The organism is Candidatus Symbiopectobacterium sp. NZEC135, assembly GCF_025962695.1.
In genome coordinates, this window is sequence record NZ_JAGFPF010001427.1 from 1 (window position 1) to 548 (window position 548).

The following is a 548-nucleotide window of genomic DNA, read 5'->3' on the forward strand; positions in this document are numbered from 1 at the left end:
TCCAGCGACAGCGTAAACGCCAGCAGCCAGCCAGAAACCAGCGCCGGCGCAATCATCGGGACGGTGATGATGAAAAACACCTTGAGCGGTGCCGCCCCCAGATCCATTGCGGCCTCTTCGATGGAACGATCCAACTCGCGCAGACGCGCACTGATGACCACGGTGACATAGGCGGTACAGAAGGTCACATGTGCCAGCCAGATAGTCAGCATGCCGCGCTCTGAGGGCCAGCCGATAGCATGCCCCAAGGCAACAAACAGCAGCAGCAACGACAAACCGGTAATCACATCAGGCATTACCAGCGGCGCGGTTAGCATAAACGCAAAACCGTTGGAGCCGCGAAAGCTGCCAAAACGCACCATCACCACCGCCGCCAGCGTGCCAAGCACTACCGCCATGGTGGCGGAGGCGGCAGCGATAGTCAGGCTCAGCGCCACGGCGCTCATCATGGCGCTGTCATGAAACAGCGCGCTGTACCATTGTGTCGACCAGCCTGCCCACACCGTCACCAGCTTGGAGCTGTTGAAAGAGTAAATCACCAGCATCAG

Annotated in this window: 1 protein-coding gene; it reads right to left on the reverse strand. The window is 59.5% G+C overall.

What is annotated here, in order from left to right:
* Positions 1-548: ABC transporter permease subunit (locus J5224_RS34650; RefSeq protein ID WP_264629346.1), on the reverse strand; the 548-nt coding region annotated here is incomplete at both ends.